Genomic DNA, 22,984 nt, shown 5'->3' on the forward strand with positions numbered 1-22,984 from the left:
AAATTCGTCATTGCGTTGAGGATACTTCAGGGCAGAATCATAATGCGCTGCTTTGAGGAGCAATAAATGAATTTTTCAAACGTCATCAAATTCGCAACGATACTTGGTGTTTCCGCTGCGCTGGCTGGTTGTGCGATCTTGCCGCGAACGGGCCCAAACAAATCGGAAATCTACAAAGGTAGCGTAAACAAAGGTGGCAACGCCTATGTTATCGGGGTCGATGATCGGGTTGCGAAAACGGCCAATTTGGCGCTGCGCTCCGGGTTTAGCGCGGAATTCCGCAATTCTGGCGCGGTGGTTACGGATCTGGTGCGTCCGGGCGATGTTTTGGTGATTTCCGTTTATGAAAACGTTGAAATTGGTGTTTTGGGCACCGCTGGTGTGCCATCCAACCTGAATGAAATTCAGGTCGATCGTTCTGGCAATATCTTTATTCCATACGCAGGGCGCATTCGCGCAGCAGGGCGCACACCTGACAATTTGCGCCGTATTTTGACGAATATTCTGGCCAGCCAAACGCCCGATCCACAGGTGATTGTGCGCCGCGCCTCTGGTGGTGGTTCAAGTGTTTCCGTCATCGGTTCGGGTATTCAAGGTGTTTATCCAATTGAACAGGAAACAACCCATCTGTCGGGCATGTTGGCGCGTGCTGGCGGTGTGAACACCGAACCAGAGGTAACCCGCATCACCGTCGTGCGCGGTAAAAACCGTGGGTCAATTTGGTTGCGCGATTTGTATGAACATGTGGATCAAGACATCCACCTGCGCCCAGGTGATCGCATTATCGTCGAAGAAGACATTCGTCGTTTCTCCGTTCTTGGTGCGATTTCGTCGCAAGGGTTAACAACATTCCCCAAGCCAACCATGAGCGCGCTGGAAGCGGTGGCATATGCGGGTGGTTTGTCCGGGCAAACATCTGATCCAACGGGTGTTTTTGTGATCCGCGATGAACCTGCATCTGTGGCGAATACGGTGTTGGATCGTTCCGATATTACAGAACCTGTGCGCATGGCATATGTGTTGAACCTGACCAAAGCGAACGGTCTGTTCACCGCGCGTGATTTTGATATTCGCGATGGCGACACGTTATACGTGACCGAAGCGCCATATTACCAGTTCACCAAGGTTATCAGCTCGCTATTGTCACCAATCAGCGCCGCTGGGCAAATCAATCGCACACTGAACTAATATGAAAACAAAACCAAAGACGGGGCTAGGAACAACGCGGCCGCGTCTTTTTGTTTACAGTCTGGGTCTGATCTTTCGCCCGCGTATCCGGCGAATTTTACGTGCCAGCGGTTGGTCAGTGCGCATCGGTATCCCACGTAAACATCGCGATAGTGTTGGTGTCTGGGGGCGTAAAAACACATATCGCCGTGGTCAACGCATGGCACAATGGCGCAGTGTTCCCATGGTCACAGTCGAAGACGGCTTCGTGCGATCCATTCGCACGGGACGCCAAGGCGAGGCGGGCTTAAGCGTTATTATTGATAAATCGGGTGTGTATTTTGCAACCGATAAAGCAAGCGACCTGCACGATTTGATTTTATCTGCCGATACCATGCGCCCCTTGGAATTGGAACGTGCCAAGACGGGTATTCAGTCACTGCGTGAAACGCATTTAACCAAATATAATGCGAACGATTTATCGCCTCCCGTGCTGCCCGACGAATTCGTTTTGGTGATTGATCAAACCCGTGGCGATGCATCCATCACGCTGGGTGGGGGTGATGCAAATACCTTTGCATCCATGCTGTTGATGGCGCGCACAGAACATCCAGATAAAACTATTCTGATCAAAACTCACCCTGAAACCAACGCGGGCAAACGCAAAGGGCATTTTCAAAAATCCGATATTGATGCCAATTCGATTTTGTTCGACGATGCTTGTTCGCCGTGGCACCTGTTCGATCGGGCCAGTGCGATTTATTGCGTGACCTCGCAAATGGGTGTTGAAGCCATTTTCGCAGGCAAAAAACCAATTGTATTTGGACGGCCGTTTTATGCGGGTTGGGGGCTGAGCGATGATCGTAATCCTGACCAAACCCAACATGAAAAACGCAGCGCGGAACAATTATTTTGGGCGGCATATCTACGCTATACACGTTGGTACGATCCCTATTTTGATCGTGCATCGGATTTTTTCAAAACTGCACAGGTGATGATCGCGCGGCGTCGTGCGTGGATCGTGGCACGAAAACCCGTTGTGGCATATGGCATGCGTATGTGGAAACGCGGGTTTTTGCGTCGCTATTTGAGCGCTGCAAACAGCGAAATACGCTTCACATCCGATCCAATTATTGCGGTCAATCTGGCGCGTGAAAATCAGGCGCAATTGCATGTTTGGGCTGGCAAAGAACCTGCCACTATGGCGGGTGAGGCGGCGCGCCAAAACGTGCCATTGATCCGTGTTGAGGATGGTTTTCTACGCTCTGGCGGATTGGGGGCGGCATTGGTGCGCCCTGCGTCATTGGTGTTTGATGATCTGGGGATTTATTATGATCCCAAACGCGAAAGCAGGTTGGAATATCATATTAATCACAGCGCAAAATTGAACGCGCAGCAATGCGAACGCGCCCGCAAAATTCGCCAAGCATATGTGAAACTGGGGCTGTCAAAATACAATCTGCAAGGCGCGCGTTTGGATATTAATCCAACGGGACGCCAAAAGGTGATTCTAATCCCTGGACAGGTCGAAGATGACGCATCCATATTAACCGGGGCGGGTGACATTCGCACCAACAAAGATTTGGTTTGGGCCACGCGCCAGATGTATCCAAATGATTACCTGATTTACAAACCCCATCCCGATGTTGCGGCAGGTTTGCGCAACGGGGTTGTGGAACGCGAGATTTTGAACGGTTTGGTTAACAAAATAGCAACGGATGTCGATATTTCCAGCCTGTTGGGACAGGTAGATCGTGTGGCGACCATCACGTCGCTCACTGGGTTCGAGGCGTTGTTACATGGGAAAAAAGTGACCTGTTTTGGCACACCATTTTATGCGGGATGGGGTTTGACGGACGATCACATAAGCGCACCAGCACGGCGCGTCGCACGCCCAAGTTTGGATCAGTTGGTTCATGCCAGCTTGATCGATTATCCAATGTATTGGGATCCCGTGACGGGCGCACCTTGTCCGATTGAAATCGTGGTTGAGCGGTTTGAAAAAAAACAGTTTGGCAAATCGGGCGCGGGTGTTCGCACATTGTCAAAACTTCAAGGTGTGTTCGCAAGCTATGCGCATTTATGGCGCTAGGATCGCGACCAAGTTGCCATGACATCGCCATCGAAATTTTGCATGGATTGCAATGCGAAACGGGGCGCGTCGGATAGCTTTTCAACACCCATTGATGCAAGCGAGGCTGTGCCATCGCCACCAATTGCAACACCCGCCTGAAATGTGATCAGTTGATCCACCAGATTAGCGCGCAACAATGCAGCGGCGAGTGTGCCGCCGCCCTCACAAAAAATCCGGGTTAATCCACGTTGGCCAAGCTGTTTTAAAACATCGTATAAATCCAAGCCTTGGGGTGCATAATTGCATTTTATCAAAGATGCTGCATTATCCGCCCAAGCGGCAGTATCCGCATTTTTCCCATGGCAAAGCCATACTGGGGTATCATTCGCTGTTTGCGACAATCGGCTATCAGTTGGGGTTTTTAGATTGCTATCCAACACAATGCGCACTGGATTGCGATCACCCAAACCCACGGTGCGAACGCGCAAATCGGGGTTGTCCGCTAGCGATGTGCCGCGTCCAACCATCACCCCATCATGGGTGGCGCGCAACATATGAACATAGGCACGCGACTGTGCGTTGCTGATCCATCGGCTCTCGCCTGTGCGGGTTGCAATGCGCCCATCAATGCTATTAGCGAGTTTCAATGTCACCATCGGGCGACCATTTGTGATGCGCATAAAAAATCCGATATGCGCGGCATTCGCTTGATCTTTCAGGCATCCGATATCAACAGTGATCCCTGCGTCGCGCAGCATTTGAAACCCTTTGCCGCTGACCCGTTCATCGGGGTCTTGGGTGGCGCAAACCACACGTTTGATGCCCGCATTAATCAACGCCTGTGAACAGGGTGGTGTTTTGCCATGATGCGCACAGGGTTCCAACGTGACATAGGCCGTCGCACCGCGTGCGGCGACACCTGCCTGTGCAAGCGCGACAACCTCGCCATGAGGGCGGCCCGTGGGTTGGGTCCATCCGCGCCCCAAAACAATCCCGTCTTTGACAATAACACAGCCCACGGATGGGTTGGGCCAGACACGGCCCAATCCGCGCGCACCCAATGCGAGTGCAAGGCGCATCCAGCGTTCATCAATGGAACGCGACGGCATGGTTATTTGTCTTCTTTGGGGGCGGGTGGGCGCAATTCGTGAACAAAATCCTCGAAATCATCCGCCGCCTGAAAGTTTTTGTAAACTGAGGCAAAGCGGACGTAAGCGACCGTATCAATCCGCGCCAAAGCGTCCATTACGATTTCGCCGATTTTATCGCTATCAACATCGCTATCGCCAAGGCTTTCAAGGCGGCGCACGATGCCGCTGATCATTTGATCAACGCGTTCAGGTTCGATTGGGCGTTTTTGCATGGAAATTCGGATCGAGCGATCCAATTTATCACGATCGAAATCTTCGCGTTTGCCGTTCTTTTTCACTACAACCAAATCGCGCAATTGCACGCGTTCGTATGTCGTAAAACGCCCGCTACATGCGGGGCAGAAACGGCGCCGACGAATGGCGACGTGATCTTCCGCAGGGCGGCTATCTTTGACTTGGGTGTCGGTATTTCCACAAAACGGACATCTCATTTGGCCTGTTCCTCGATGTTTTCTTCTTTTTATTGTGGATAACTATAAATTATTTGGCACTGCTTGGGTAGAGTCTATTGCGCAACACTAAATAATGTATGAACGACTAGTTCGCCGTGTCATCACCGATGGCCGCACGCCAGTGTTTTCGACACAGCGAAACATAGGTATCGTTGCCGCCAATCAGGATCTGATCACCTGATTTTTGCACTTTCCCATTGGCATCTTTGCGTACAACCATTGTCGCCTTTTTCCCGCACCAACAGATGGTTTTGACCTCTCGCATTTCATCGGCCATGGCAAGCAATGCGGCGGAACCTGGGAACGCATGACCCAGAAAATCCACGCGCAATCCATAACACATCACGGGCACGTTCAGATCATCCACTACGCGTGCCAATTGCCAGACCTGATCTGGAGTTAAAAATTGGGCTTCGTCAATGAAAACACAGGCAAATTCATCGCCGGCCAAGGCGGATTGAATGGTGCCAAACAGATCGGTCTCTTTGGTGTAACGTGTGGCATCTTGGGAAATGCCGATGCGCGAAGCAATTTTGCCCGCACCAGCGCGATCATCAAATGCAGCCGTGAGCAAAAACGTATCCATGCCCCGTTCGCGATAGTTATAGGATGCTTGCAACAACGCCGTCGATTTACCCGCATTCATGGTGGAATAATTGAAATATAACTTTGCCATGAACGCCCCCAGATCGCTGTTCAACCCTTGTGGCGGATCACTTGGATTCGGGCAAGGCTTGGACGCAGAAATATTCAAGAAATTTTGAACGCACGTGCGACGGAAATCAGTTTATGATCCGTATAAATGAAACACCCCCAACAAGGAGAGACCAAAATGAACAGAATGACCGCAAAGGATTTCGATCAGGAACTGCTTGATTTATATGACTATTATGCCCATGGCATGATGTCGAAACGCGAGTTTTTGGACAAGGCTGGCAAGTTTGCCGTGGGTGGGATGACTGCTGTTGCCTTGCTCAATATGTTGTCGCCTGATTATGCGATGGCCGAACAGGTCTCGTTTAATGACCCTGATATTTTGGCCAGTTACGAGATCTATAATTCGCCAAACGGGAACGGCGATATCGAAGGTTACATGGTGCGCCCCGCCAATGCGACGGGCAAGTTACCAGCGGTGTTGGTGATCCATGAAAACCGTGGTTTGAACCCCTATATCAAAGATGTTGCACGCCGCGCTGCCAAGGCTGGATTTTTGGCATTCGCACCTGATGGATTGTCATCTGTTGGTGGCTATCCTGGCAATGATGTTAAGGGCAAGGAATTACAGGCCACGGTGGATAACGCCAAGTTAATGAACGATTTTTTCGCAGGGTTTGAACATTTGTTGAACCATGCAGACAGCACCGGCAAGGTTGGCGCGGTTGGTTTTTGTTACGGCGGTGGCGTGTGTAATGCGCTGGCGGTTGCTTACCCTGAAATGGGGGCATCTGTGCCGTTTTATGGCCGCCAAGCATCCGCCGAGGATGTGCCAAAAATCCAAGCACCATTGTTGTTGCAATATGCCGGTCTTGATGAGCGCGTGAATGCGGGCTGGCCGGCGTATGAAGCGGCGTTAAAGGAACATGGCAAAACCTATACCGCGCATATTTACGAGGGCGTGAATCACGGTTTCCACAACGATTCAACGCCGCGTTATGACGAAGCCATGGCAAAATTGGCATGGGATCGCACGATCGCATTTTTCAACGAACATTTGGCGTAAAACCAGCGTAGGACACGTGTCGGACAACCGTGCGACATGTGTCAGACACCCGTCGGACAGATTGTCAGGCGAAATGTGCAACAACGCGGCGTGCATGTGGCGCGTCGCGATGTTCAAACAGATAAATCCCCTGCCACGTTCCCAGCGCCATGCGCCCGTTTGAAACGGGAATGTTTAATGACACGGGCATCATCGCCGATTTGATATGGGCGGGCATATCATCAACACCTTCGTAGGTGTGGGTGAGGTATGACATTGATGGATCACTGGTGGGGGGGACAAGACGCGCGAAATAATTGCGCAGATCGATTTGAACCTCTGGGTCGGCATTTTCTTGGATCAACAATGAGCAAGACGTGTGTCGCACGAATAAGGTTAGCAAGCCGTTACCACATGCCCCTGAAATCTACGATTTCACGTCGCGGGTGAATTCATACAACCCTTGGCCGTTGGTGTGGATTGTGAATGTATCCTGCATCTTATGTGAACCACACGGCCAGCAGGGCGATTGTGGCAGGAACCGTTTGGACATAGAGGATTTTTTTGGATGCGGTTGCGGCACCAAAGATCCCAGCCACCGCGACAAAGATCAAAAAACACGTTGCCACATTACGCGCCCAAACGGGATCGTTGATGAACAGCGCCCAGAGCAATCCAGCCGCCAGAAACGCATTATAAATCCCTTGGTTTGCTGCCATTGATTTTGTTGGTGTGAACAAATCCTTGGGGAAGCTCGCAAAAACTTTGGGCCCACGTGTTTCCCACGCAAAGATTTCAAACCACGCGATATAAAGGTGGAGAAGAGCGATCAAAGTAACGAGGATGATGGCGAGCATGGACATGGGGTGCGGTTCCTTTTTGAGGAACCTAGCATGTGGGGAAGGTTTGTAAAATAAAACGGAGCGCTTGGTCATACGGAGTCAGTTTTCAGGCTCAAAAATTTGAATTTTTGATAGCGATGCGTCAAAATTAAGCGCCCAATGTTTTGCGCGGTCTACAAGGCGTGTATCGGCATTTATTAGAAAGAACGTTCTTGAACTTCCATATCGAACACGAATAGCTAGTTTGGAATTTAGCTGTTTAATCCAATATTTAATTTCATTCTCATGGCCACCTTTGAAGCGTGTATTGTGGTGATAAATTATCGCTGGGCGTCCCCGTGATAATGCGTTCACTTCGGAAACAGGAATTCGTTTCCACATTTTTCGATTTCCCGATTTGTAGGTACTCGTAAGGCAAAGTCCGTTATCTGGATCGGCAAAAACAATACTACAATCCTGAAGGGTGTTTTGCACTCGATCAAACCATCCCTTTCGCCATTCGGATCGCTCGCAATAGTTTCCGCTGTTGTTTGATAAAATTTCTCGCGCATAGGCGCGTGCATTCAAAATTTGTAGCTGTTCGATAGAATGAAGGTTTCGTTGACCTCGATCAATTAATAACTTTAATTTTTTGAAAACAGTTGGATCTTTATTTTCCCATTTATCGGCACCAGCCAAATAAGTGATATGCTTTCCGTCGTTATTATGCCCTTCGTTGGGATAATAATACCAAGCAATACCAAGATTTCGATCGGTACTTAGGGCATTGATTAGCGAATATTTTGCGTAATCACCGATGTCACCTACATACCGATCTTGCATTTTTTACTGATCCAAGAAACTCCGCAACTTGCGTGATCGCGACGGATGTTTCAGTTTCCGCAGTGCTTTCGCCTCAATCTGGCGGATACGTTCGCGGGTTACGCTGAACTGTTGACCGACTTCTTCGAGCGTATGATCCGTGTTCATGCCAATGCCAAAGCGCATGCGCAGCACGCGTTCTTCGCGTGGGGTCAGGGACGCCAGCACGCGTGTGGTGGTTTCCTTGAGGTTGCCTTGGATTGCGCTATCCAGTGGTAGGATCGCGTTTTTATCCTCGATGAAATCGCCCAGTTGTGAATCTTCTTCGTCACCAATGGGTGTTTCCAGCGAAATTGGTTCCTTGGCGATTTTCATCACTTTGCGAACCTTTTCCAGTGGCATTTGCAGCTTGGCTGCCAATTCCTCGGGCGTGGGTTCGCGACCAATTTCGTGCAACATTTGGCGCCCTGTGCGCACCAATTTGTTGATCGTTTCGATCATATGCACCGGAATACGGATCGTGCGGGCCTGATCGGCGATGGAACGCGTGATCGCCTGGCGTATCCACCATGTGGCATAGGTTGAAAATTTGTAACCGCGACGGTATTCGAATTTATCCACCGCTTTCATCAGACCGATGTTACCTTCTTGGATCAAATCAAGGAATTGCAGACCACGGTTGGTGTATTTTTTCGCAATCGAAATCACCAGACGCAAGTTTGCCTCGACCATTTCTTTTTTGGCGATGCGGGCTTCTTTTTCACCCTTTTGCACTTGGTTCACGATGCGGCGGTATTCGGGAATATCCACGCCCACATATTGGCCAACTTGTGCCATTTCAGCGCGAAGCTCTTCGGCCTTGTCACGATGCTTTTCAATGAAGAGCTGCCAGCCGCGCCCGTCTTTTTCGGCGATTTTATCAAGCCAATTTGGATCCAGCTCTTCGCCGCGATAGGCGTCGATGAATTCACGACGGTTGATGCGGCTTTGGTCGGCCAGTTTCACCATGCCACTGTCCACAGACATGATTTTGCGGTTGATGCCGTAAAGCTGATCAATCAAGGCTTCGATGCGGTTGTTATGCAGGTGAAGCGAATTTACCTGTTCCACAAGCGTTTTGCGCAGTTTTTGATAGGATTGCTCGGATTTGTCGGAAAACTTTTCGCTTTCGTTCAATGTTGCCGAAATCCGCACGTCCTGCATATCGGACAGTTTTGCGTAGTTTTTCGCGATTTTTTCCAGCGTGATCAACACTTCTGGTTTTAGCGCTGCTTCCATCGCGGCGAGGGACAGATTTGCTTGTTCGTCCTCTTCGTCATCGTCATCATCGGTGCTGATCGGGTTGCCGTCGGCGTCCAATTCCTGTGCTTTTTCGGAATCGTCGCTGTTTGCGGCTGGGGTCGCTGTGACCTCTTCTTCTTCGCCCTCTTCGAGCGTGTCGCCAAATGTGGTTTCCAGATCAATCACATCGCGCAGCAAGATTTCCTCTTCCAACAGCTCGTCACGCCAAATGGTGATCGCTTGGAATGTGAGGGGGCTTTCGCACAGGCCTTCGATCATGGTTTTTCGACCCGCTTCGATGCGTTTCGCAATCGCGATTTCGCCTTCGCGAGACAACAATTCAACGCTACCCATTTCGCGCAGATACATGCGCACGGGGTCATCTGTGCGATCAAGCGTTGCCTTGCCAGTTTCGGCCAATGCGATATCTTTTTTGCCATCATCAACGATGGTCACGTCCTTGGGGCCGTCATCTTCGTCGACTTCGTCATCTTCGATAATATTAATGCCCATTTCGGACAGCATCGACATCACGTCTTCGATTTGTTCGGAGGATACCTGATCGGGGGGCAAAACTTCGTTCAATTCGTCGTATGTGATATAGCCACGCTCGCGCGCAACGGCGATCATCTTTTTGACGGCGGCTTGGGACATATCGCCCATGCCTTCTTTTGCGTCGCCTTTGTTTTGCTCGTTGGTGTCTTTTGCGGCCATGTGATGCTCCTTAAGCGGTGCGGTGTTCGCGAATCATGCGAATCAGTTAATTATAGGCGAATCAACACGACAGGTGACTGATTCGCAATGCTATTAGCGTTTTTTCTTTACCCAAATCTCGTCATCGAGCATTTTTTGAAGCTGATTTTTCAATTCTTGCGTGTTTTCATTGCTTGAACCTTGGTCATCGTCCTCTGCGCGGATGGCTTTTTCGCGTGCTTGGGTGGATTGTTGGATGCGCCATGTGATGCCCTCATCGGCGAGACCTTGCAAATCTTGCTCTGCTTCTTTTATTTCGTGGGCAGAGCCGATTAATGCCGCATGTTTATCTAATTCTTCTTTAAGAGTGCGTTCGCTGAATTCTAAATCTGTATTCGCCTTTAAATAGGGATGTTCGCGCACAGGTTTTAGCGTGAACAGCCGTTCAATGGGGTTATAGCCAAGCTGTTCTGACATCGCTGAAATAAGCGTATCAGAGGCATCTGAATTAGATAGTTCGATATGTAGCTTTGCCAAGAGGGCGTTTTGAATTTCGTGCAAATCGGGTGTGGAAATTGGACAACGTTCCAGTGCCGTTTCAAATTTTTGCGCCGCCAACGGATTGCGGATTGCCGCGGCAAGGATCACAGATTCACGCAATCGCGCCATGCCCTGATCGGTGGGGGATGCCAATAGCGACGATTTGGTGCCTGCAAGGGCGGGTGCATTGATTGGTTTTCGCGCCGTTCCTGGTTTCCAATTGGGTTGCCACGGGCGATTGGTTCCCGCATTTTTTGGGGCGAATAATGTTGCGCGCAAATCTTTGATCGCGGCACCATAGTGATTGCGGATTGATCGATCCTGAATGGTTTTGATTGCATTGCGCAGGCTTAAATCCAAGGCGGCACGCCGCTCTGGGCTGTCGAAAACTTTGCCCTCGATTTCGCGCTGCCACAACAGATCGACCATCGGTTTTGCATCGTTTAGCAGATTTTGCATCGCATCCGCGCCTGATGATTTTAACAAATCATCGGGATCAAGCCCCTCTGGCAACACACAGAAACGCAACGATTTTCCAGCCTCAAGCAATGGCAGTGCGAGATCAATTAATCGTAGTGCCGCGCCCATTCCCGCCTTGTCACCATCAAGGGCAATGATCGGTTCGGGATGGATGCGCCACATCAACGCGAGCTGATCCGCGGTGATCGCAGTGCCAAGGGGGGCAACCGCGTGGTTAAATCCAAATTGCGCCAATGCGATCACATCCATGTAACCCTCGGCAACAATCAGGCAATCAGCCTTGCCCGCGGCCTCTCGTGCGGGGGCGTGGTTGTATAATGATTTGCCCTTATCAAATAGCGGGGTTTCGTTGGAATTGAGGTATTTAGCCCGTGCGTTTGGGTCCATCGCCCGCCCGCCGAATGCAGTACATGCACCTTGGGCATTGCGAATGGGGAACATGATGCGCCCGCGAAAACGATCATACGGATGGCCGCCATCTTCGGGTTTGATCGCCATGCCACATTCCACGATTTCATCAATCTTGGCCCCCTTATCCAACAGATGTTTGGTCAATGCGCCGCGATCATTTGGGGCGTATCCCATTTCAAATCGCGCTTGGATTTCACCGCTTAAACCACGCCCATTGATGTAATCACGCGCAGCAGCACCAGCGCCCGTATTTAATTGCAGACGAAAATATTGCACCGCCTGTTCCATAACGCCTGCCAAAACTTTGTTACGGTCATATTTTTCCTGTGCCTTGGGATCACGCGCGGGCATGGGCATGCCTGCTTCGCCCGCCAAAATTTCAATCGCCTCCATAAAGCCAACATTTTCGGTTTCGCGCACAAATGTGATCGCGTCACCTTTTTGGTGGCAGCCAAAGCAATAATAAAAACCCTTGCGATCATCGACGTGAAAACTGGCGGTTTTTTCGGTGTGAAATGGGCAGGGTGCCCAATAATCACCCTTGGCGGCATTGGTTTTTTTCGATTCCCACATCACCTTGCGCCCGACAACATCGGACAACGATAAACGATTGCGCAATTCTTCGACAAAACCGGGTGGTAAACTCATGTTGTGAATATCTGTTTTGTGAACGTCTGATGCAAGTGTATAGCGATGGTATGGACAGAAAAACTTTTGATGAATATTGCGCAGGGCTTCATGCCAGCGAAAATGTGATCCAATGGGGAAATGCATCGGTTTGGAAAATCGGTGGCAAGATTTTTGCGATTTGTTCCAATTGGGGGCAGGGCGCGGGCAATATCAGTTTCAAATGTTCCGATTTGGCGTATCAGGTGTTAACCGATATGCCCGACATAATTCCCGCACCATATTTGGCGCGCGCAAAATGGGTGCAATTGGCCGCGCCCGACGCATTGTCGGATGATGAAGTTCGCGCACATATTGATGCGGCCTATGACATAATCGTACGAAAATTGACACGGGCGAAACGCGCTGAACTGGGTATTGTCGTGACCTAGGTCATTTCACATTCAGCGTGTGGCGCAACGCACCATCGGCACGATTGTAGATCAATATTTGGTCATCATCCGTGACAATCGCATACCAGTCATCCCCTTGGGTAAATGCCGCAGCGTTCGTTCCATCGGGCAGGGTGATTTCATTCGGTAACGCGATTGTCGCAGGTTCTTGCGAGAAGCGCATGACAAACAGAAAAATCAACGCTACAAAGCCAACGATCATTGTGATCAGCAGGATTGTAATCAAGCGACGTAGAAAGCGCAGGTTGGCTGGTTCTGGCATTTCTTCTTGGGACGTTTCGCGCATGGTTGACCTTTCTGATGATATTCTTGTTTTGACGGTAACAGAAACACCGCCACCGCGTCTTGATAAAGCCTTGGCCGAGGTTGTGCCAGAGGGTGTTGTGTTATCGCGCTCGCGTTTGGGTAAGCTGATCGAAGTAGGTGCGGTTCGTGATGGTGATGGCCGCGTGATTGATGCGCTGAAATTCAAGGCAAGCGCGTTTCAGGTATTTCACGTTCAAATGCCAGCGCCCGAAAATTACGAGGCAGCAGCACCCGAAAATATTCCACTGGATATTGTTTATGAGGACGACCATTTGATCGTCGTGAACAAGGCCGCCGATATGGTTGTGCACCCCGCACCCGGATCGCCAAACGGGACGTTGGTTAACGCATTGCTTCACCATTGTGGTGACAATTTACAAGGTGTGGGCGGCGAAAAACGCCCTGGTATCGTGCATCGTATCGACAAGGGCACATCGGGCATTTTGGTTGTGGCAAAAACCGATGCAGCCCTGAATGGATTGGCCGCGCAATTTGCGGATCATTCGATTGATCGACGTTATCAAGCGATCGCCATAGGCGTGCCCAGTAAATCAGACCCGCGTTTGGCGGGAATTTCTGGTGTTGGTTTCGAAGACGGCGGCGTGGTGCGTATTGCCACCAATATCGCGCGCCATAAAACCGATCGTAAACGCATGGCAGTCACGGCCCATAGCGGGCGTCATGCCATCACCCGTGTTGTGGTTGTTGAACGGTTTGGTGATCCAGACCGCCCGAATGCATCGCTGGTGGAATGTCGTTTGGAAACAGGGCGCACCCATCAGATTCGCGTGCACATGAGCCATATTGGCCATGGCTTGGTCGGTGATCCGATTTATGGGCGGCGGCGCAAACTGGCAACAAGCGGTTATTTGCCTGATGATGCTGTCTTTATAGACAGTTTCCCACGTCAGTGTTTGCATGCCAAAAGTTTAGGGTTTATTCACCCGGAGACCCAAGAATTCATGCAGTTTGAGGCGAAAATGCCAGCGGACATGCAGCGAATACGCGAAATTTTGCTGAGCTAATTTGTTATAATAATGTCAAAGATATTTACTGTGATATAGTGGAATTTACATGAAATAACGCTGCGTATCGCATACAGATACTTGAAATTAACGAGTCGCGTACATAGGTCAACGATGCAGACCTAACTATGCAAGCCTGGGGGGCAAATATGAGCTACCAAAATTTACCAGCACCATCACCCGAACAAGGGTTGAACCGCTATATGCAAGAAATCCGTACCTTTCCGATGTTGGAACAGGAACAGGAATATATGCTGGCGAAGTCATGGGTTGAAAACGAAGATACAGACGCCGCGCACCAATTGGTGACGTCGCATCTGCGTTTGGCTGCGAAAATTGCGATGGGTTATCGTGGTTATGGCTTGCCCACAGCAGAGGTGATTTCAGAGGCAAATGTTGGCCTGATGCAGGCGGTGAAACGGTTTGATCCGGAAAAGGGTTTCCGTTTGGCGACCTATGCCATGTGGTGGATACGTGCCAGCATTCAGGAATATATCCTGCGTAGTTGGTCATTGGTAAAAATCGGCACGACATCGGCACAGAAAAAGCTGTTTTTTAACCTGCGTAAGGCCAAGAATAAAATTGGCGCGCTCGAAGACGGCGATATGCGCCCTGAAAATGTGAAACGCATTGCAACCGAATTAAACGTGACCGAGGATGAAGTGATCGCAATGAACCGCCGTATGTCGGGTGGGGATGCGAGCCTGAACGCGCAAATCGGCGACAGCGAAGAGGGTGCCGCCGAATGGCAAGATTGGTTAGAGGATGAAACCGCTGACCAAGCGGGCGATTATGAAAAGCACGACGAATTGCAAACACGCCGCGAATTGATGGCCGATGCTATGAGCGTGTTGAATGATCGCGAAAAAGACATCCTGATGCAGCGCCGATTACAAGACCGTGCAACAACATTGGAAGTGTTGTCCGAACAATATAGCGTTAGTCGTGAGCGCATTCGCCAAATCGAAGTGCGCGCATTTCAAAAGTTACAACATGAAATGCGCAAACTCGCGGTTGAACAGGGTTTAATGGCGCCACGCCCGCGCGGAAAGTAAACCCGAAAGGTTTCTTGCCTGCCAGTTATTCTGGCAGGCGATCACGCAAAACGCGGATCATATTTTCACCCATGACTTTGCGAATTTGTTCCGCGCTCAAACCAAGTGCGATCAGTTCATGGGTTAGCGCGGCCAATTCAGATGTATCATACCCAACCCGAACAGAACCATCATAATCCGAACCCAATGAAACGTGATCTTCGCCAAGCAATTTGATCGCGGCGTTGATTGTGGCAGCAACACCCTTGGGCGTGGCATCACAGGTGACATCTGCCCAATACCCAATGGCAATCACGCCCCCCTTTGCTGCGATTTCTTTCATCAAATAGTTGGGATAGTTTCGCTTCGCTGGGCAATGATTATAAATGCCGGTGTGGCTAACCACGATGGGGGTGTTGACGATGTCCAACACATCTTTGGCTACTTTGGGGCTGGAGTGCGCAAGATCAAGGATCAGTTTTTCGTCGTTTAGGCGGCGCACAACAGCACGGCCAAGATCGGTTAGCCCTTGGTTGCCAACACCGTGCAGCGATCCGCCCAATGCGTTGTCAAAGAAATGTTGCAAACCAAACATGCGATACCCCGCGTCAATCAGGCGATCCAGATTGTCGATGTCACCCTCCAACGGGTGCGATCCTTCGATCCCCAGCAATCCGCCGATAATATTTCTACCAGCTGCGCGTTCGGCCAACACAAATTCCAAATCACGTTGATTGCGGATGATATGCAAATCGTTTGGCGATTTTTCTGCAAATTTGTGAAGCTTACCTGCCTGATAAACTGCGCGTTCAAACAGACTATTCCATGTGCGCAGAGGCCACATCTGTCCCATGGCGAGCAGAGTGATATTATCACCTGCATCGGCTGAATTTTTTTCGTAATTTTGATTTTTCGGGCTTTTGGTGACGGCGGTGAACATCTGAATGGCGACGTTTCCCTCTTGTAGACGCGGAATATCTACATGCCCGCGATCCGCACGTTTCAACAGATTGCGTTTCCACAGCAAGCTGTCAGCGTGCCAATCCCCGATGGTCAGTGTTTGATGCAAAGCGGTCGCATCACTGGAAACAGGATAGGGTTCATGGGTTAACATCGTGTTTTGCTGCTTTTCAACGATTGCAGGTGCAAAAATCAGAAAGGCGGCAATTCCCAAGATGGCCAACACGGGCAAGGTGATCGCAATAAATTTGATGAAACGCATGATAACTCCTCCAGATTGTTGCCATGCAAACAGAAAGTTTTGCGCCTGAATAGCCCTGACGTGGCGTTGTTTCGCCTTGTCCAAACTTTCCCATTCGCTAATGTCTGACTATGTCATTGAGCAAAGCCCATAAACGCGCCGAACTTTGTGTTGCAGATTTTCAGCAGACTCATTTTTGCGAGGAAAAATTTACGCTGAAACGCTTGAACGGTAAAACCAACGAAGTGCATGACCATCATGTGTTTTTAATGAAAAGTTCCGCGCGTAAATTGGTGCTAAAGCTGTGTTTTATCGCACGCGAAAAACATGGTCTGGGTGAAGAATTTTCCAATCTTGAAAACGTTTACAAAGACTTGGGTAACAAGGGGGATTATCGTGTTCCCAAACCCATCGCGTATTGCGACGAGCCACGCTATTTTGTTTGCGAATACATCGCAGGTAAAACGTTTTTTGATCTATTGAACAGCGCAAAAAACAACGCCGAACGCGATAAGTTGTTCACCAAGCTGGGCGAATTTACCGCCGCCTTGCATTTGTCAACGCATGTTGAAACACGCCCCTTCTGGCCAAAGTTCTATATGTCACGGCTGAGTGCGCGTTGGGATGAAGTCAAAGATATGGATCTGTGGAAGAACCGTAATGCGGGCGCTTATGTGAACGAATTACGCAAACAAATGAAACACGTACGCGGGCGCGACGTGATCAAGGTGTCATCCCATGGTGATCTACACGCGCGCAATGTGATGTTGGATTCTAACGCCGTTTGGGGAATCGATTTTGCAGGTGCTGGGCATATGATGAATGTGATCGATGTAACAGGTTTGATGATTGCAGCAGATTGCAAGGTTCCAACTCTTGGCGGTGCGTTGTCCGATCTTGGGCTGGTGCAGTCGCATCAAGACGCATTTTTTAACGCCTATGCCCCTGCGGGGGAAGTGACCGAGGTGATGGCGTTTTCCATGCGCGCAAATATGTTGCGCACATGGGTGGGGTATAGTGACCAAGATTACACCAGCACCAAAAAACGCAAATCATTTGCGCTGATGGAAGCACGTGTGAAACACGCCTTTGGCGATTAATCTTCCATCGCTTCCAATTCATCGATCATGCTGGAAATCAGTGATAAACCCTTGTCCCAGAATTTTGGATCGGATGCATCAAGCCCAAAGGGTGCCAGCAATTCTTTGTGGTGTTTTGAACCACCTGCCGACAGCATTTCGAAATACTTGTCTTGGAAATCTGCGCCACCTTCTTCGTAAACAGCATAAAGCGCATTTACCAATCCATCACCAAATGCATAGGCATAGACGTAAAATGGTGAATGGATGAAATGGGGGATATAGGCCCAAAATGTTTCGTAACCGTCGCCAAATTCAAACACGGGGCCAAGGCTTTCGCCTTGTACGGACATCCAAATATCATTGATTTGATCAGGTGTTAATTCGCCATCGGCACGGGCTGCGTGTAATTTACATTCAAAATCGTAAAACGCAATTTGGCGTACCACGGTGTTGATCATATCCTCGACCTTGCCCGCCAACAGAATTTTTCGCGCCGCCTGATCGGGGGCGTTATCCAGCAATTTGCGAAAGGTTAGCATTTCGCCAAATACGCTGGCGGTTTCGGCCAAAGTCAGCGGGGTCGAAGATAACAATTCACCTTGGCCTGCGGCCAGAACCTGATGCACGCCGTGCCCCAATTCATGCGCCAAGGTCATCACATCGCGCTGTTTGCCCAGATAGTTCAACATCACATAGGGATGCACATCAGTGACCGTTGGATGCGCAAATGCTCCCGGTGCTTTGCCAGGTTTTACACCCGCGTCAATCCAACCTTTGTTGAAAAACGGTTCGGCTATTTCCGCCATCTTTGGTGAAAACGCACCATATGCGTCCATCACCATTTTCTTGGCGTCATCCCATTGCACGACAGTGTTGTCTTCGCGCGGTAAGGGGGCGTTGCGATCCCATGTTTGCATGGTTTCAAGACCAAGCCATTTCGCCTTAAGCGCGTAATAACGATGGGACAGTTTAGGATATGCCGCGACAACAGCGTCGCGCAATGCTTGTACAACCTCGGGTTCCACATGGTTGGCCAAATGACGACCTGCTTGTGGTGTTGGTAAACCGCGCCAGCGATCTTCGATCTCTTTTTCTTTGGCGAGTGTGTTGGTGATGCGTGCAAATAGATTAATGTTATCGGCGAACACGGCGGATAATGCATGGGTTGCCGCCTCGCGGTTTTCACGATCTGGATCGGACAGTAAATTTAGCGTCGCTTCCAGATTTAATTCATCATTGCCCACAATGAATGTCAGGCTTGCCATGGTTTCATCAAATAAACGGTTCCACGCGGTTGCGCCCACAACAGATTGGTCGTGCAGGAATTTTTCCATTTCATCAGATAACTGATAAGGTTTCATCGCACGGGTTTTTTCGATGATTGGGGTGTAACGTGCCAGATCATCATTTGCCGCCAACAATGCGTTAAGCGCATCGTCATCAATGCGATTCAATTCCAATGAAAAGAAAACCAGTGGTGTTGAAAAATCCGTGATTTTTCCCTGCATATCGGACATGAACTTTGCACGTTCCGTATCGGTGGTATTTTGATAATAACGTAATCCCGCAAAAGACATAATACGCCCGCTAATCGCCTGAATTTGTTCATAGCGTTGAATACATTTCAACATGCCAGCGGCATCCAATGAGGCCAATTTACCCTCGTAATCATTGGCAAATGCGGCACATTCAGTCTCCAGCCAAGCCATATCTTGGGTGATTTTTTCGCCATCCGTATCGGGATACAGATCTGACAAATCCCATTCTGGCAAATCGCCAAATCCATCTGCATTTTGCGCATCACGTGCATCAAATGTCATTTCGGGGCGAGGCATTGGGTGAAACATAGCAGAATCCTATTGTTGGGTCAGCGAAACCTAAATTGAACGGAAGGGATGGTCAAAGGCCAAAGCGATTATAATTCGATTTGCTCTTTGGGTGGTTCGGGTTTGATCAGCTTGGGTTCGGGGGCATCTGGTTTGCGCCGAATGATGATATCGCCATTTGGTAAAACTTCTGGCGTTTCATAATAATTCAAATCTCCGATTTGATCGCGCAATGCTTCCAGACTGGGTGCGAATTCTTCGATCATATCTTCCAGAATTGCAGGGGCTTCTTGGGAAAAAAGTTCAAGCAATTCCATCAACCGATCCGCAGGCTTTTCTTGTGCAGCGGTGGGTGTAGATTGAAGCGCAAGCGCGCATAATATCGCAAATCTTGTTTTCATAAGGTAAATATGGGTGAAACGGAGTTGAATTTCCAGCCCCTACGACGTTGCAAAATCAATCGTCACAGGGAAGTGATCGGACGCAAGCAACAACGCTTTGCGCAGTTTTGGTTTGTCAAAACATTTTGGATGATCAAACGGGTGCCAAATTTTCCAGTGTGGGGACAAGGATTGGGAAATGTCATTGGATACCATGATATAATCGAGCAGGGCATTCAGATATGTTTTGGTGCGGTGATTATAAAACCGCGATGTGGTCGGCATCGCACCAATTCGCGCAGCAAATGCGGTTGCGGCATTGGGGTCAAACAGGTTCATTGTCTTGTCCGTATTATTGCCCAATACGATTTCAACACCCGATTGGCCAAACAATTCTTCGTAAACATCGAGCCCAGGGCCATCATTAAAATCGCCCATCACAATCACGTTTTCACCGTTGGCCAAATGGGTGTCAACACGCTGTCTTATCCAAATGCACTGCGCCAATTGTTTGCGACGATTGGCGATGGAAATCGAAATTTCCTCTTGTTCGTTTTTTGCGCCATGTGGTGCCTTTGATTTGGCGTGAACCCCGATCAAGCGAAACGTTTCACCTGTGGATGTTTGCATCGCGACCTCTAGTGGGGGTTTTGAAAATGTGACCAAATCGGGTTTTCCATCGGTATCAAGATCAACCTTGAACACGCTGTCAAAACGCGGTGCATTGCGCGCACCCAACTCGGTGCTGGCAAACCCGATTGGATCATGTTGCACTGTCATCACTTTGGGATCATACAACAGCGCGATTTCTTGTTGTGTGTCATTTTCAAAACCGACCAAGGCTTGGTTCTGGCGCAAGTTGAAATGCGCGGCAAAATTTTCTAACGCCGCTTTCGTGGATTGGTTGTTGCCTGAATTTGGAGCTTCAATGATCATAATAGCATCGGCATTTATTGTGCGAAATACGCGACCCAATGCTTTGATTTGTTGACGTTTTGTCACATCATATCGGCCTGACCAACTGTCGTCATTCACCAAATTATTCTGGTGGTCGAACAGATTTGCAAACCATTCGACGTTATATGTGGCCAATCGCATTATGCTGGCTCATGCGCTTCGTAGATTTCTTCCCATGCTCTGTTTGCGGCGATCATGCGTTTTGTTGCCATGCTGATTGCCTCTTCGGGCAACCCTTGTGCCATCAATTGATCGGGATGGGTTTCACGAATGATCTTGCGCCATTTTGCGCGCACTTCGTCAATTGGGGTGCCAACATCCACGCCCAAAACATCATATGCATCGGGTTCTGCATCGGGCACAAAACGGGTGCGCAAACCACGAAAGCTACGCTCATCAATGCCAAATTTGCGTGCAACTGTGTGTACAAAATCATCCTCGGCGGGGTGGTATTGGCCATCGGCCATTGCGATATGGAACAAACCTTCGACCAAGTTTTCCAGCACAGCACTGTCATTACGGAACATTTTGTAAATGGTGCTGGCGTAAACTTCGTATCCCGCGACATCTGTGCGTGCTAGATTGAATACTTTGGCGGCCTGTGCTTCGTCGCGTTTGGCGATATGGAAAACTTGGCGAAATGCGGTGACCTCGTCTTTGGTAACCAATCCGTCGGCCTTGGCCATTTTCGCACCTAATCCAATCACTGCAATGGTGAACGCGATGGATCGCTCTGGCTGTGTACGTAATTTTTCCAATACGGTGGACAGGCTTTCGCCCTTGCTTAACGCGCCGATTGCGTCCGATATGCGAAGCCAAATTGACATCTAAAATCCCTCATTATTCATTTTGACAAAATTTTCTGCATTAATACCAAATCATGCCATCTGGAAAATTTATAGCCCACTTCGGGCAACGTGGCGACAGCGGAAAATCCAATTTTTTCATGAAATCGGATACCTACAGTGTTTTCTGCGCTGACACCCGCCATCAAACAATGCACGCCATTTTCACGGCAATGGTTTTCCAAGGATCGCATCAGCGCGCCACCATATCCCAATTTGGACGCATCGGGGGCGAGCATCACGGTGTGTTCCTTACTATGGGCATAGCCAACACCCGCCCGAAACGCGCCATAGGTTGCAAATCCAATTACGCGGCCATCACATTGTGCACAAAACACAGGGTGATTTTCATCGGCTTTTTGTATCAGCATGGATTTGACGTCAGCGGTTGATTTTTCCGCCGCATTAAATGTCGCAATGGTTTCGCGGATATAATGGTTCCAAATATCCGCGATGGCCTGCGCATCAGAAGTTTTTGCAAATCGTATGGTCATCATTTTAGTTTGAGCACAAATAGTCGAAGTGCAAGCGCGTTTTCGCGTCTCAATGAATTGACATCGTTCAGAGAAGACGTTGTTATCCGCGCAAACAAAGGAATGGTTATGAAATACAATGAATTAGGTGAAACTGGAATTAAGGTTTCACAACTTTGCCTTGGGTCAATGACGTGGGGCACGCAAAACACCACGGCAGAGGGACATGCGCAAATTGATATGGCCTTGGATCACGGGGTGAATTTTATCGACACGGCGGAAATGTATCCGGTGAACCCGTTGACCAAGGATACCCAAGGCGACTCTGAGCGGGTTATCGGCGAATGGCTCGCCAAATCTGATAAACGTGCCGAAGTTGTGATCGCGACCAAGGTATCTGGGGCAGGATATAAAAATGTACGCGACGGCGCCCCGATTTCACGCAAAACGATTTTGACCGCAGTTGAAAATTCTTTGCGATCTTTGCAAACCGAATACATTGATTTGTATCAGCTTCACTGGCCCAACCGTGGGTCATATATGTTTCGCCAAAACTGGGCGTTTGATCCGACGTCCCAAGATAAATCACAAACCATTGATCATATGAACGAGGTTCTGAGCGTTCTGGATGAATTGGTAAAGGCGGGTAAAATTCGCGCGGTTGGTTTATCAAACGAAAGCGCATGGGGAACTACGCAATGGGTGCAACAGGCCGGTTTGCATGAATTGCCACGTATGGTGAGCATCCAAAACGAATATAGCTTGCTGTGTCGTTTGTTCGATACTGATCTGGCGGAAACAAGTCACAATGAAAATGTTGGGTTGTTGGCGTATTCGCCGTTGGCCACGGGATTGTTGACGGGCAAATATCAGGGTGGGGCGGTTCCCGCAGGATCACGTAGATCGCTGGTTGGCAATCTGGGTGGGCGTACATCTGATCGGGTTTGGGGCGCTGTTGATGCCTATCTGGATGTGGCGCAAAAACATGGAATTGATCCCACGCAAATGGCATTGGCATGGTGTTTAACACGTCCGTTTATGACGTCTGTTATTTTTGGCGCGACGAATTTGGAACAGCTTGAAAATAGCCTTGGCGCCGCGCGTTTGGTGTTGAGCGACGATGTGATGCGTGACATTGCAACCGCGCACAAAGCGCATCCAATGCCATATTGATGGCACGCATTT

22 protein-coding genes and 1 pseudogene are annotated in these 22,984 nt (G+C 49.5%); 8 read left to right on the plus strand and 15 right to left on the minus strand.

Annotated elements, in window-relative coordinates:
* Positions 1-66 precede the first annotated feature (66 nt).
* Positions 67-1,188: a polysaccharide biosynthesis/export family protein gene (locus IE094_RS10095; protein ID WP_189640592.1), complete on the plus strand. Its 1,122-nt coding sequence runs from the start codon at positions 67-69 to the stop codon at positions 1,186-1,188.
* Between the two features lies 1 nt (position 1,189).
* Positions 1,190-3,259 carry a capsule polysaccharide biogenesis protein gene (locus IE094_RS10100; protein ID WP_189640593.1) on the plus strand — a complete coding sequence of 690 codons (2,070 nt, stop codon included), beginning with the start codon at positions 1,190-1,192 and terminating at the stop codon, positions 3,257-3,259.
* Here IE094_RS10100 and ribD read toward each other — a convergent pair.
* From ribD to IE094_RS10115, 3 genes are all read right to left on the minus strand, one after another.
* Complete coding sequence (gene ribD, locus IE094_RS10105; protein ID WP_229802231.1) at positions 3,256-4,350, minus strand: bifunctional diaminohydroxyphosphoribosylaminopyrimidine deaminase/5-amino-6-(5-phosphoribosylamino)uracil reductase RibD; 1,095 nt, start codon at positions 4,348-4,350, stop codon at positions 3,256-3,258. The two genes, IE094_RS10100 and ribD, sit on opposite strands and share 4 nt — an antisense overlap.
* Before the next feature lie 2 nt (positions 4,351-4,352).
* Positions 4,353-4,823, minus strand: a complete 471-nt coding sequence (gene nrdR, locus IE094_RS10110) for a transcriptional regulator NrdR (RefSeq protein ID WP_099592736.1) — start codon at positions 4,821-4,823, stop codon at positions 4,353-4,355.
* A 106-nt stretch (positions 4,824-4,929) separates the two neighbouring features.
* Complete coding sequence (locus IE094_RS10115; RefSeq protein WP_189640594.1) at positions 4,930-5,520, minus strand: thymidine kinase; 591 nt, start codon at positions 5,518-5,520, stop codon at positions 4,930-4,932.
* 156 nt (positions 5,521-5,676) lie between these two features.
* On the opposite strand from IE094_RS10115, the gene yghX reads away from it, so the two are divergent.
* Entirely contained in the window at positions 5,677-6,564 is an 888-nt protein-coding gene (yghX, locus tag IE094_RS10120) for a YghX family hydrolase (protein ID WP_189640595.1), read from the plus strand.
* Between the two features lie 64 nt (positions 6,565-6,628).
* Here yghX and IE094_RS10125 read toward each other — a convergent pair.
* The 5 genes and pseudogenes from IE094_RS10125 to dnaG all read right to left on the minus strand — a co-directional run bounded on the left by IE094_RS10125 (position 6,629) and on the right by dnaG (position 12,239).
* Positions 6,629-7,042, minus strand: a pseudogene (locus IE094_RS10125) (secondary thiamine-phosphate synthase enzyme YjbQ).
* Position 7,043: 1 nt separating this feature from the next.
* Positions 7,044-7,406, minus strand: a complete 363-nt coding sequence (locus IE094_RS10130) for a DUF1304 domain-containing protein (RefSeq protein WP_189640596.1) — start codon at positions 7,404-7,406, stop codon at positions 7,044-7,046.
* Between the two features lie 78 nt (positions 7,407-7,484).
* The gene (locus IE094_RS10135) at positions 7,485-8,207 is read right to left on the minus strand and encodes a hypothetical protein (RefSeq protein WP_189640597.1); all 723 of its coding nucleotides are present in this window, start codon (positions 8,205-8,207) and stop codon (positions 7,485-7,487) included.
* Between the two features lie 3 nt (positions 8,208-8,210).
* Positions 8,211-10,181 (minus strand): RNA polymerase sigma factor RpoD, encoded by a 1,971-nt coding sequence (gene rpoD / locus IE094_RS10140; protein WP_189640598.1) that lies wholly within the window; start codon positions 10,179-10,181, stop codon positions 8,211-8,213.
* Between the two features lie 93 nt (positions 10,182-10,274).
* Positions 10,275-12,239, minus strand: a complete 1,965-nt coding sequence (dnaG, locus tag IE094_RS10145; protein ID WP_189640599.1) for a DNA primase — start codon at positions 12,237-12,239, stop codon at positions 10,275-10,277.
* Positions 12,240-12,289: 50 nt separating this feature from the next.
* Here dnaG and IE094_RS10150 point away from each other — a divergent pair, with 50 nt between their 5' ends.
* Positions 12,290-12,649, plus strand: a complete 360-nt coding sequence (locus IE094_RS10150; RefSeq protein WP_189640600.1) for an MmcQ/YjbR family DNA-binding protein — start codon at positions 12,290-12,292, stop codon at positions 12,647-12,649.
* Position 12,650: 1 nt separating this feature from the next.
* Here the strand turns inward: IE094_RS10150 and IE094_RS10155 are convergent, their stop codons facing one another.
* Positions 12,651-12,956, minus strand: coding sequence for a DUF6476 family protein (locus tag IE094_RS10155; protein ID WP_189640601.1), 306 nt, complete (start codon positions 12,954-12,956; stop codon positions 12,651-12,653).
* Here IE094_RS10155 and IE094_RS10160 point away from each other — a divergent pair.
* Positions 12,955-14,001 (plus strand): RluA family pseudouridine synthase, encoded by a 1,047-nt coding sequence (locus IE094_RS10160; RefSeq protein WP_189640602.1) that lies wholly within the window; start codon positions 12,955-12,957, stop codon positions 13,999-14,001. The genes IE094_RS10155 and IE094_RS10160 overlap by 2 nt on opposite strands.
* 149 nt (positions 14,002-14,150) lie before the next feature.
* The gene (gene rpoH / locus IE094_RS10165; RefSeq protein ID WP_189640603.1) at positions 14,151-15,056 is read left to right on the plus strand and encodes an RNA polymerase sigma factor RpoH; all 906 of its coding nucleotides are present in this window, start codon (positions 14,151-14,153) and stop codon (positions 15,054-15,056) included.
* Positions 15,057-15,081: 25 nt separating this feature from the next.
* Here the strand turns inward: rpoH and IE094_RS10170 are convergent, their stop codons facing one another.
* Complete coding sequence (locus IE094_RS10170) at positions 15,082-16,257, minus strand: dipeptidase (RefSeq protein ID WP_189640604.1); 1,176 nt, start codon at positions 16,255-16,257, stop codon at positions 15,082-15,084.
* 110 nt (positions 16,258-16,367) lie between these two features.
* Between IE094_RS10170 and IE094_RS10175 the strand changes: the two genes are divergently transcribed.
* Entirely contained in the window at positions 16,368-17,336 is a 969-nt protein-coding gene (locus IE094_RS10175; protein ID WP_189640605.1) for an aminoglycoside phosphotransferase family protein, read from the plus strand.
* On the opposite strand, the gene IE094_RS10180 is transcribed toward IE094_RS10175, so the two are convergent.
* From IE094_RS10180 to IE094_RS10200, 5 genes are all read right to left on the minus strand, one after another.
* A complete protein-coding gene (locus IE094_RS10180; protein ID WP_229802272.1) occupies positions 17,333-19,153 on the minus strand; it encodes a M3 family oligoendopeptidase in 1,821 nt (606 codons plus the stop codon). The two genes, IE094_RS10175 and IE094_RS10180, sit on opposite strands and share 4 nt — an antisense overlap.
* Before the next feature lie 80 nt (positions 19,154-19,233).
* Positions 19,234-19,545 carry a hypothetical protein gene (locus tag IE094_RS10185; protein ID WP_189640607.1) on the minus strand — a complete coding sequence of 104 codons (312 nt, stop codon included), beginning with the start codon at positions 19,543-19,545 and terminating at the stop codon, positions 19,234-19,236.
* Between the two features lie 39 nt (positions 19,546-19,584).
* Positions 19,585-20,622 carry an endonuclease/exonuclease/phosphatase family protein gene (locus tag IE094_RS10190; protein ID WP_189640608.1) on the minus strand — a complete coding sequence of 346 codons (1,038 nt, stop codon included), beginning with the start codon at positions 20,620-20,622 and terminating at the stop codon, positions 19,585-19,587.
* Positions 20,622-21,308 carry a molecular chaperone DjiA gene (locus IE094_RS10195; RefSeq protein ID WP_189640609.1) on the minus strand — a complete coding sequence of 229 codons (687 nt, stop codon included), beginning with the start codon at positions 21,306-21,308 and terminating at the stop codon, positions 20,622-20,624. Before IE094_RS10195 ends, IE094_RS10190 begins: the two co-directional genes overlap by 1 nt.
* A gap of 17 nt (positions 21,309-21,325) precedes the next feature.
* The gene (locus tag IE094_RS10200) at positions 21,326-21,823 is read right to left on the minus strand and encodes a GNAT family N-acetyltransferase (protein WP_308429214.1); all 498 of its coding nucleotides are present in this window, start codon (positions 21,821-21,823) and stop codon (positions 21,326-21,328) included.
* A 105-nt stretch (positions 21,824-21,928) separates the two neighbouring features.
* Between IE094_RS10200 and IE094_RS10205 the strand changes: the two genes are divergently transcribed.
* Complete coding sequence (locus IE094_RS10205) at positions 21,929-22,972, plus strand: aldo/keto reductase (protein WP_189640611.1); 1,044 nt, start codon at positions 21,929-21,931, stop codon at positions 22,970-22,972.
* Positions 22,973-22,984: the final 12 nt, after the last annotated feature.

Origin of the sequence: Paramylibacter ulvae (genome assembly GCF_014652655.1) — a bacterium.
Classification (GTDB): domain Bacteria; phylum Pseudomonadota; class Alphaproteobacteria; order Rhodobacterales; family Rhodobacteraceae; genus Amylibacter; species Amylibacter ulvae.

What these genes read in the sequence shown, in the direction of transcription:
- nrdR (WP_099592736.1), bottom strand. Translation starts at nt 4,823, where the DNA reads ATGAGATGTCCGTTTTGTGGAAATACCGACACCCAAGTCAAAGATAGC.
- IE094_RS10135 (WP_189640597.1), bottom strand. Translation starts at nt 8,207, where the DNA reads ATGCAAGATCGGTATGTAGGTGACATCGGTGATTACGCAAAATATTCG.
- ribD (WP_229802231.1), bottom strand. Translation starts at nt 4,350, where the DNA reads ATGCCGTCGCGTTCCATTGATGAACGCTGGATGCGCCTTGCACTCGCA.
- IE094_RS10185 (WP_189640607.1), bottom strand. Translation starts at nt 19,545, where the DNA reads ATGAAAACAAGATTTGCGATATTATGCGCGCTTGCGCTTCAATCTACA.
- IE094_RS10115 (WP_189640594.1), bottom strand. Translation starts at nt 5,520, where the DNA reads ATGGCAAAGTTATATTTCAATTATTCCACCATGAATGCGGGTAAATCG.
- IE094_RS10150 (WP_189640600.1), top strand. Translation starts at nt 12,290, where the DNA reads ATGGACAGAAAAACTTTTGATGAATATTGCGCAGGGCTTCATGCCAGC.
- rpoH (WP_189640603.1), top strand. Translation starts at nt 14,151, where the DNA reads ATGAGCTACCAAAATTTACCAGCACCATCACCCGAACAAGGGTTGAAC.
- dnaG (WP_189640599.1), bottom strand. Translation starts at nt 12,239, where the DNA reads ATGAGTTTACCACCCGGTTTTGTCGAAGAATTGCGCAATCGTTTATCG.
- IE094_RS10160 (WP_189640602.1), top strand. Translation starts at nt 12,955, where the DNA reads ATGGTTGACCTTTCTGATGATATTCTTGTTTTGACGGTAACAGAAACA.
- yghX (WP_189640595.1), top strand. Translation starts at nt 5,677, where the DNA reads ATGAACAGAATGACCGCAAAGGATTTCGATCAGGAACTGCTTGATTTA.
- IE094_RS10190 (WP_189640608.1), bottom strand. Translation starts at nt 20,622, where the DNA reads ATGCGATTGGCCACATATAACGTCGAATGGTTTGCAAATCTGTTCGAC.
- IE094_RS10200 (WP_308429214.1), bottom strand. Translation starts at nt 21,823, where the DNA reads ATGATGACCATACGATTTGCAAAAACTTCTGATGCGCAGGCCATCGCG.
- IE094_RS10180 (WP_229802272.1), bottom strand. Translation starts at nt 19,153, where the DNA reads ATGCCTCGCCCCGAAATGACATTTGATGCACGTGATGCGCAAAATGCA.
- IE094_RS10095 (WP_189640592.1), top strand. Translation starts at nt 67, where the DNA reads ATGAATTTTTCAAACGTCATCAAATTCGCAACGATACTTGGTGTTTCC.
- IE094_RS10155 (WP_189640601.1), bottom strand. Translation starts at nt 12,956, where the DNA reads ATGCGCGAAACGTCCCAAGAAGAAATGCCAGAACCAGCCAACCTGCGC.
- IE094_RS10205 (WP_189640611.1), top strand. Translation starts at nt 21,929, where the DNA reads ATGAAATACAATGAATTAGGTGAAACTGGAATTAAGGTTTCACAACTT.
- IE094_RS10175 (WP_189640605.1), top strand. Translation starts at nt 16,368, where the DNA reads ATGTCATTGAGCAAAGCCCATAAACGCGCCGAACTTTGTGTTGCAGAT.
- IE094_RS10195 (WP_189640609.1), bottom strand. Translation starts at nt 21,308, where the DNA reads ATGTCAATTTGGCTTCGCATATCGGACGCAATCGGCGCGTTAAGCAAG.
- rpoD (WP_189640598.1), bottom strand. Translation starts at nt 10,181, where the DNA reads ATGGCCGCAAAAGACACCAACGAGCAAAACAAAGGCGACGCAAAAGAA.
- IE094_RS10100 (WP_189640593.1), top strand. Translation starts at nt 1,190, where the DNA reads ATGAAAACAAAACCAAAGACGGGGCTAGGAACAACGCGGCCGCGTCTT.
- IE094_RS10130 (WP_189640596.1), bottom strand. Translation starts at nt 7,406, where the DNA reads ATGTCCATGCTCGCCATCATCCTCGTTACTTTGATCGCTCTTCTCCAC.
- IE094_RS10170 (WP_189640604.1), bottom strand. Translation starts at nt 16,257, where the DNA reads ATGCGTTTCATCAAATTTATTGCGATCACCTTGCCCGTGTTGGCCATC.